General features: G+C 68.6%; 1 protein-coding gene. It reads left to right on the top strand.

Going from position 1 to position 513, the window contains the following annotated elements:
- The coding region (locus G3480_RS27365; protein WP_164657305.1) for a protein phosphatase 2C domain-containing protein at positions 1–513 on the top strand (513 nt) is incomplete at its 3' end.

Raw genomic sequence — 513 nt, 5'->3', positions numbered from 1 at the left:
ATCGCCTGGAAGTCCGCCGGTGTCACGCACCCGGGCCGCATCCGCAGCGTCAATCAGGATGCCTATCTCGATCGTCCCGAGCTGGGCCTCTGGGTCGTCGCCGACGGCATGGGCGGGCATGCCTCCGGCGGTATGGCGAGCGCGCTCATCGTCGAACGCATGGCGGCGATGCCGCGTCCGCAGCTGCTCGGTGCCGCGGTGGACGCGGCCAGCGAGATCCTGCGGCGCGTCAATCGTGAGCTGGTTGCCGAGGCCGAGCTGCTGCACGGCGACATTATCGGCTCCACCGTGGTGGCCGTCATCGCTGTCGGCGACCACTGCGGCCTGCTCTGGGCGGGAGACAGTCGGGGCTACCGGCTGCGCGACGGCGTCCTGCAGCAGCTCACCCTGGATCACACTCAGGTCCAGGAGATGGTCGACCAAGGCGTATTGACGTCCGAGCAGGCCGAGTCGCACCCGCTGTCCAATGTCTTGGTGCGGGCGGTGGGCGGTGACGTGGAACTGGAGGTCGAT

Origin of the sequence: Thiorhodococcus mannitoliphagus, assembly GCF_010915725.1 — a bacterium.
In the GTDB taxonomy this organism is placed as follows: Bacteria; Pseudomonadota; Gammaproteobacteria; order Chromatiales; family Chromatiaceae; genus Thiorhodococcus; species Thiorhodococcus mannitoliphagus.
The sequence above is the reverse complement of the archived record's forward strand: the minus strand, read 5'-3'. Positions and strand labels throughout refer to the sequence as shown.